The organism is Kitasatospora cystarginea, from assembly GCF_039533515.1.
GTDB classification, from domain to species: domain Bacteria; phylum Actinomycetota; class Actinomycetes; order Streptomycetales; family Streptomycetaceae; genus Kitasatospora; species Kitasatospora cystarginea.
Map to the genome: position 1 here is coordinate 1 of NZ_BAAATR010000105.1, position 5,612 is coordinate 5,612.

7 protein-coding genes and 1 pseudogene are annotated in these 5,612 nt (G+C 70.1%); 6 read left to right on the forward strand and 2 right to left on the reverse strand.

The genetic code is table 11. The features are described from left to right. Nucleotides 1–569 precede the first annotated feature (569 nt). From ABD369_RS39845 to ABD369_RS39865, 5 genes and pseudogenes are all read left to right on the forward strand, one after another. Entirely contained in the window at nt 570–941 is a 372-nt protein-coding gene (locus ABD369_RS39845; RefSeq protein WP_344641539.1) for an STAS domain-containing protein, read from the forward strand. Between the two features lie 182 nt (nt 942–1,123). After that, nucleotides 1,124–1,689, forward strand: a pseudogene (locus tag ABD369_RS39850) (hypothetical protein). Nucleotides 1,690–1,694: 5 nt separating this feature from the next. Next, entirely contained in the window at nt 1,695–2,270 is a 576-nt protein-coding gene (locus ABD369_RS39855) for a hypothetical protein (protein ID WP_344641540.1), read from the forward strand. 73 nt (nt 2,271–2,343) lie between these two features. Next, nucleotides 2,344–2,484 carry a DUF6131 family protein gene (locus tag ABD369_RS39860; protein WP_344641545.1) on the forward strand — a complete coding sequence of 47 codons (141 nt, stop codon included), beginning with the start codon at nt 2,344–2,346 and terminating at the stop codon, nt 2,482–2,484. 15 nt (nt 2,485–2,499) lie between these two features. Beyond that, the gene (locus ABD369_RS39865; protein ID WP_344641541.1) at nt 2,500–2,793 is read left to right on the forward strand and encodes an STAS domain-containing protein; all 294 of its coding nucleotides are present in this window, start codon (nt 2,500–2,502) and stop codon (nt 2,791–2,793) included. Between the two features lie 375 nt (nt 2,794–3,168). On the opposite strand, the gene ABD369_RS39870 is transcribed toward ABD369_RS39865, so the two are convergent. Further along, nucleotides 3,169–3,492: a plasmid stabilization protein gene (locus tag ABD369_RS39870; protein ID WP_344641542.1), complete on the reverse strand. Its 324-nt coding sequence runs from the start codon at nt 3,490–3,492 to the stop codon at nt 3,169–3,171. Between the two features lie 318 nt (nt 3,493–3,810). Here ABD369_RS39870 and ABD369_RS39875 point away from each other — a divergent pair, with 318 nt between their 5' ends. Further along, on the forward strand, nt 3,811–4,371 hold the full coding sequence (locus ABD369_RS39875) for a hemerythrin domain-containing protein (protein WP_344641543.1): 561 nt from the start codon (nt 3,811–3,813) through the stop codon (nt 4,369–4,371). A 134-nt stretch (nt 4,372–4,505) separates the two neighbouring features. On the opposite strand, the gene ABD369_RS39880 is transcribed toward ABD369_RS39875, so the two are convergent. Next, nucleotides 4,506–5,612 (reverse strand): CYTH and CHAD domain-containing protein (locus tag ABD369_RS39880; RefSeq protein WP_344641544.1); only part of this gene is annotated, 1,107 nt, incomplete at its 5' end.

Consider the following 5,612-nt stretch of genomic DNA (forward strand, 5'->3'; position numbering starts at 1 on the left):
GCCTTACCCGCGACAACCTGGAAACCCTCGCCGGCTTCCTCTACGACCGCATCGGCCGCCCCCGTGAGAACGGCGACCAGACCTGTCAGGTCGAGCCACTGCGCCGCATGGTCCGCCAGCCTCGAGGCCTACCTCGCCGCCAGCGCATCACGCCAGGGCATCTTGGACTACCGGCAGGACACCGCCGACGAGCTGTGGGAAAGCCTGGAGCGGATCGCTTCCCGCTGGCGCGACAAGCCAGCCCCTACCTTGGCCCCACCCGACCGCAGCACAAGGTGACGAGCACCATGGCCACCGACCCGCCTCCAGCACCTCGACCCGAGCCGCCACCCCCACCGTGTGACCTCTGCGGCCAGCCCCAGGTGTGGCTGCCCGGCGAAGTGACCGAGGTGCTCGACGGACCTGCGCGGCCCTGGCCCGCCGCACACGAACCCCGCGACACCCGACACTGCCCCCGGCAAGCCCCACGCGCGAAGCACGCGGGCTGGCTCCCCGCCACACCCCACGCCGACTTGCCTCCAGCACCTCAACCCGGGCCGCCCGGAGGGCACACCATGCCTGCCCCGGACATGAAGACCTCCACCACCCGCATCGGCGACGCCCTGATCTGCTCCATCGCCGGCTACGTCCACATGGACAACGAACAGCAACTGCGCCACGAACTGCGCCAGGCCCTCGTCCGGCGCCCCGCACTCCTCGCGATCGACCTGCACGCCGTCGACCTGTTCACCACCAGCGCCCTCCACACGCTGCTCACCGCCCGCCGGGCCGCACTCGCCGCGGGCGTGCCCCTCGTGCTTGCCGCTCCCAGCCCGCAGGCACAACGGGTGCTGGAGATCACCCAGACCGACACCGTGTTCCGGGTGTTCCCGACTCTGACCGAGGCCCTGCACAAATGCGCCCCTTCGAAACCAGACAAATCGCACCTGGCCGCCCTGTGACAGGAGGCCGGCGAGCTGCTTCTTGTTCTCGGCTCCCCGCGCCGGGCCCGCTTCTTGTCCACCGGTGCGGGCCGCGACCTTTGGCGCGCTGCTCGCCGTCGCCGCGTTCCAAGGCTCCCGGGTGTTTCGAGTCGCCGGCTGCCGGTAAGGCGGCAGGTCACTGAAGGACCAAGGAGGACCTGATGTCGACAGGGACCCTCATAGCGATCATCGTGCCCGTTGTGGTCGTGCTGCTTCTGATCGCCGGGGCGTTGTGGCTCGTGGCCCGTCGCCGCCGGTTGCGGGAACGGTTCGGCCCCGAGTACGAGCGCACCGTTCGCAGCTCGGGCAGCCGACTGGCCGCCGAGCAGGAACTACGCCGCCGCGAGCAGCGCCACCAGCAGTTGGAGATCAAGCCGTTGGCACCCGACGCCAGACAGCGCTACGCGCGGGACTGGACGCGGGTGCAGCAGGAGTTCGTCGACCGTCCCGGCGAGGCCGTGCAGCGGGCCGATGGCCTGGTCACCGCGCTCATGCATGAGCGCGGCTACCCCACCGAGGACTACGAGCAGCGGCTGCGTGACCTGTCCGTCGAGCACGCGAACACCCTGAAGCACTACCGTGCCGCGCATGCGGTCAACGCCCAGGCCGGTCGCGGTGACGCGACCACCGAAGAACCCGCGGGGCGATGGTGCACTACCGCGCGCTGTTCACGGCGCTCCTCGACGGCGGGCACGCCGTGCGAGACGACGATTCGCCACGGAGGTGACAGAAATGAAGCCAATGCGCTACGACGACACGGGACGGATGACGACCGAGGACATCGCCGCCACCGGAACACAGGACGAGGAAACAGAGACCACCGGCACACAACGACAATCAGGCGCCATGGACCAGCCCGGGACGACGTCCGAGGCGACATCCGAGGCCACGCCCGACACGCGGCAGGAACGGCCCGTCTTCCCGGGCGAGGCCACCGGCGAGAGACCGGACGCGGAGAGCGGGCAGACGGCGACGCCCCCCGATGAGACGACCGCGCAAGGAGAGGCCGCCGACCGCGGCGCCACCGGCCAGGAAGAGACGGAACCGCTACTGCCCTCGGCCCAGGCGCAGGAGCTCCGCACCCGCTGGCAGCAGGTGCAGACCCGCTTCGTCGACGACCCCCGCGAGGCTGTTCACACCGCCGACGAACTGGTCGCCGACCTCATGAGGCGACTGGCCGAATCCTTCGCCGACCACAAGCAGCGGCTCGAGAGTCAGTGGAACCAGGGGGAACCGGTCGACACCGAGGAGCTGCGGCTCGCCCTGCAGAAGTACCGCAGCTTCTTCAACCGCCTGCTGAGCAGCTGAACACACCGCCCCGACCTGCGGGCATTCGCAAAACAGATCTGAACCTTCGGAGGCCACCGTGATCGTCCTTGGAGTGATCCTCCTCATCATCGGCTTCGTCACCGGCATCTCGATCCTGTGGACCATCGGCATCATCCTGGCCGTTCTCGGCCTGATTCTCTGGCTCCTCGGCGCGGTAGGCCACGGTATCGCCGGACGAACCCACTACTGGTAGCCCGCGACACACGCCATGTACGACCACAGCCCGGCACCTGCCGTAGTGACGGCGCGCGGCGACATCGACCTCGCCACCGCCTCGTCACTGCGCCGCCAACTGGCCGATGCGCTGCGGGCACACCGCGAAGTCGTGCTCGACCTGTCGGAGGTGACGTTCATGGACTGCGTCGGCCTGGGCGCCCTCGTCCAGGCCCGCAACCAGGCCGACCACAGCGGCGGACGGCTCATCCTGCGCGGCATCGGACACCCCGTGACCAGGCTCCTCAAACTCACCGGCCTGACCCGGCACCTGACCGGCGAGGTCTGACCGGCCGCCGCGCGGCCGCAACGGGGGCCGACGCCGACGACGCCGCTGGCAGCCGAGGACGCCATCCGGCAAGCCACGTCCGCGCAGCAGGCGGCGGCGCTGGCCGAGAAGAAGTAGAACACCGCGACCATCGACAACCCCGTCACCCAGGGCATCGGCCTGAAGGACCCTCGACCGCGCCAACCATGGAGCCCCGCACCAACACGGTGCGGGGCTCCGCCACGTCCGGGCGACCGCCGAATGAAGGCCCCGGTGTCGCTCGCCGCCCGCATCCTGCAGCTCACCGGCCTGGACCACATGACACGGGATCGTCCCTGGAATCCGTGACCCGCCGGTCAGCCGAACCACCACCACTGCCGCGGTCGGTCGGCCCGATCAGTGACCGAGGGCGTTGGCGAGCTGCTTCTTGTTCATCTTCGAGCGGCCGTGAATGTTGCGCTGCTTGGCCTCGTTGTACAGCTGCTCCTTGGTGGGGCCTTCGGAACCGGAGTGCGAGCGCTGTCCGCCGCGCCGGGAGGAGGACATGTCGTGGGTCGAGGAGCGGCTGGCGGTCTTCGACTCGCCGTGCCGTGCCCGCTCCTTGTTCACGGTCCGGGCCGCGATCTCCTTGGCCCGCTTCTCGCTCTCGCCACGGTCCAGGGCGCTCTCCTTGATGTGCTCGTACTGACGTTCACGCTTCTTGCTCGAACCGACAGGCATGGCTACTCCTCACCCGTGGGGATGCACTGCGGCGTCTACCCCGAACGCAGGTCTCGGCACGCTCGCACGCCCGTGCACGTGAAGCCAGCTGGCTCGGTCGTCCCTCGCATGGATGCGACGCCGGTGCAATCCGGGAATCTGAAGAACAGATGCTCGCGATGGGCCGGCCCGGCCCGGCGCGGCACGGACGGTGCTGACCGCCTCCGTCCGGGTGAGGCGCTCGCGTCGGGCTCACATGGTTTGTCCAGTTGGGGGATCACTGCCTGCCGGGCGGGATGGACTCGGCCCGGGCAGGACCAGCGAAAGGACAGATACGCGATGGGACATGGCGGGAATGTGATCGAGGAGCTGACGGCCGACCACCGCGAGGTGGAGGAGATCTTCGGCCGGCTCCAGGCGATGACCGGCCGCGGGCAGGAGCTGCGTGACCTCGTCGACGAGGTCACCATCGAGCTCGTGCGGCACTCGGTCGCCGAGGAGCAGTACCTGTACCCGGCGGTGCGCGAGCACATCCAGGGCGGCGACAGGCTCGCGGACAAGGAGCTCGACGACCACGCCCGCGTCGAGAAGATCCTCAAGCAGTTGGAGAAGATGAACACCGACGACGCGCACATGAGCATGATGCTGCAGCAGCTCATGGACGAGGTCACCGTCCATGTCCAAGACGAGGAGAACAACCTCTTCCCGATGCTGCGCCAGGCCTGTACCCCCGAGGCGCTCGACGATCTCGGCGACAAGATCCGGCGGGCCAAGGCCATGGCGCCGACCCGCCCGCACCCCGCCGCCCCCGACACCCCGATGGCCAGCAAGATCCTCGCCCCTGGGGCGGGTCTGGTGGACCGGGCCCGCGACTTCGTTACCGGCCGTGGGAAATCCTGAACCTCCCCCTGCCGACCGGTGGGCGACAGCTCACCACCCGGGGTCGGCCGCACTCGGTCGCGGCCCCGGGAAACCCGCCGGGCCGGAGGCGGCTGCAGACCACGGCGTGACTGGTAGCACGCCGGCGCGGAGGTTCAGCGCAGCCGGGTGAGCTTGCGGCGGCCCGCCCGGCGGCGCAACTTCGGCAAGCGTGACCGCGCAGCGGCGGCGATGTGCCGCTGGCGTTCGTAGAGCACACCGTAGGCGAAGGCGTGCCGCTCCCTACCGGTGTCCTCGCTTTCGAGGCGGACCAGCTCGTGGCGGGCCACCACCGTGTCCTGGTGAGTGCCCAGCACCTTGTGCAGTTGCTTCATCCGGGCGCCGAATTTCGCCACTCGCTTCGCCGTGCGGTGCGGGATGTGCGACTGTGCGTGGTCCGCGGTGTACCGGGCGCGTTTGGCGGCCTTGCGGGCGCGATGCAGCGCCTGGTCGCGCTGCGGGCCCGGTGTGGTGCGCAGAGCGCGGTCGAGCCGCTTCCGGGCCCGCCGCTGCTCGTGCCGCAGGACGCCGGACAGATACTTACGCGCCTTCTGGTGGGCCCGACGGCGCAGTGGCGGGTCGGTGGCGAAGGCGTCGAGCCGCTCCAGCAGGGCGAAGTAGCGTGCGCTGTCGAGTTCGGCGACCGCCCGCTGCCAAGCGCGCCGGTAGCCCTGGGCGTAGCGCGCGGTGAGCCGGCCGCGCAGAGCGCTACGCAGGTGTGCGGGCAGCGCGTCCAACTGGTCCACCAGTTCCTCGCCCAGTACCTCTTGGTCGCGGGCCTGGCCTAGGAGTCGCCCGAGCCAGCGCAGTTCTGTGGCCAGCACCTCGGCCTGGTCGCGCTGGAAGAGCCGCCGGTGGGCCTTGAGCAGGCTGCGCAGCCGCCGTGCGGTGACCCGCATGCGGTGTACGGAGTCCTCCTGGCCGCGGCGCACGGCGGCATCGAGGGTGAGGAGCGCCTCGAGCTGGGCCCGGAAGCCGTCCATGACGAGGGCTCCAGCCGATTCTGCGGCCTGGGCGGAGGCCGAACCGGTCGGGGCCTGGAGGCGGGACTCGCCAAGAGCCCGGGAGAGCTTCGAGGGCCACGGTGAGCGGGTCAGCCCCGCGTCGGCGAACACGGCCTCGATGCGGTCCAGCAGGGTCGGCGGGCCGTGCTCCAGCTCGACCTCGAACTCGGTCCAGCCGCAGACCTCGGTACTGGTCCCGCCTGCCGGGCCGCCCTCGTC

Excerpts from the sequence above, each read along its gene's own strand:
- ABD369_RS39870 (WP_344641542.1), bottom strand. The coding sequence starts at position 3,492 with ATGCCTGTCGGTTCGAGCAAGAAGCGTGAACGTCAGTACGAGCACATC.
- ABD369_RS39875 (WP_344641543.1), top strand. The coding sequence starts at position 3,811 with ATGGGACATGGCGGGAATGTGATCGAGGAGCTGACGGCCGACCACCGC.
- ABD369_RS39855 (WP_344641540.1), top strand. The coding sequence starts at position 1,695 with ATGAAGCCAATGCGCTACGACGACACGGGACGGATGACGACCGAGGAC.
- ABD369_RS39865 (WP_344641541.1), top strand. The coding sequence starts at position 2,500 with ATGTACGACCACAGCCCGGCACCTGCCGTAGTGACGGCGCGCGGCGAC.
- ABD369_RS39845 (WP_344641539.1), top strand. The coding sequence starts at position 570 with ATGAAGACCTCCACCACCCGCATCGGCGACGCCCTGATCTGCTCCATC.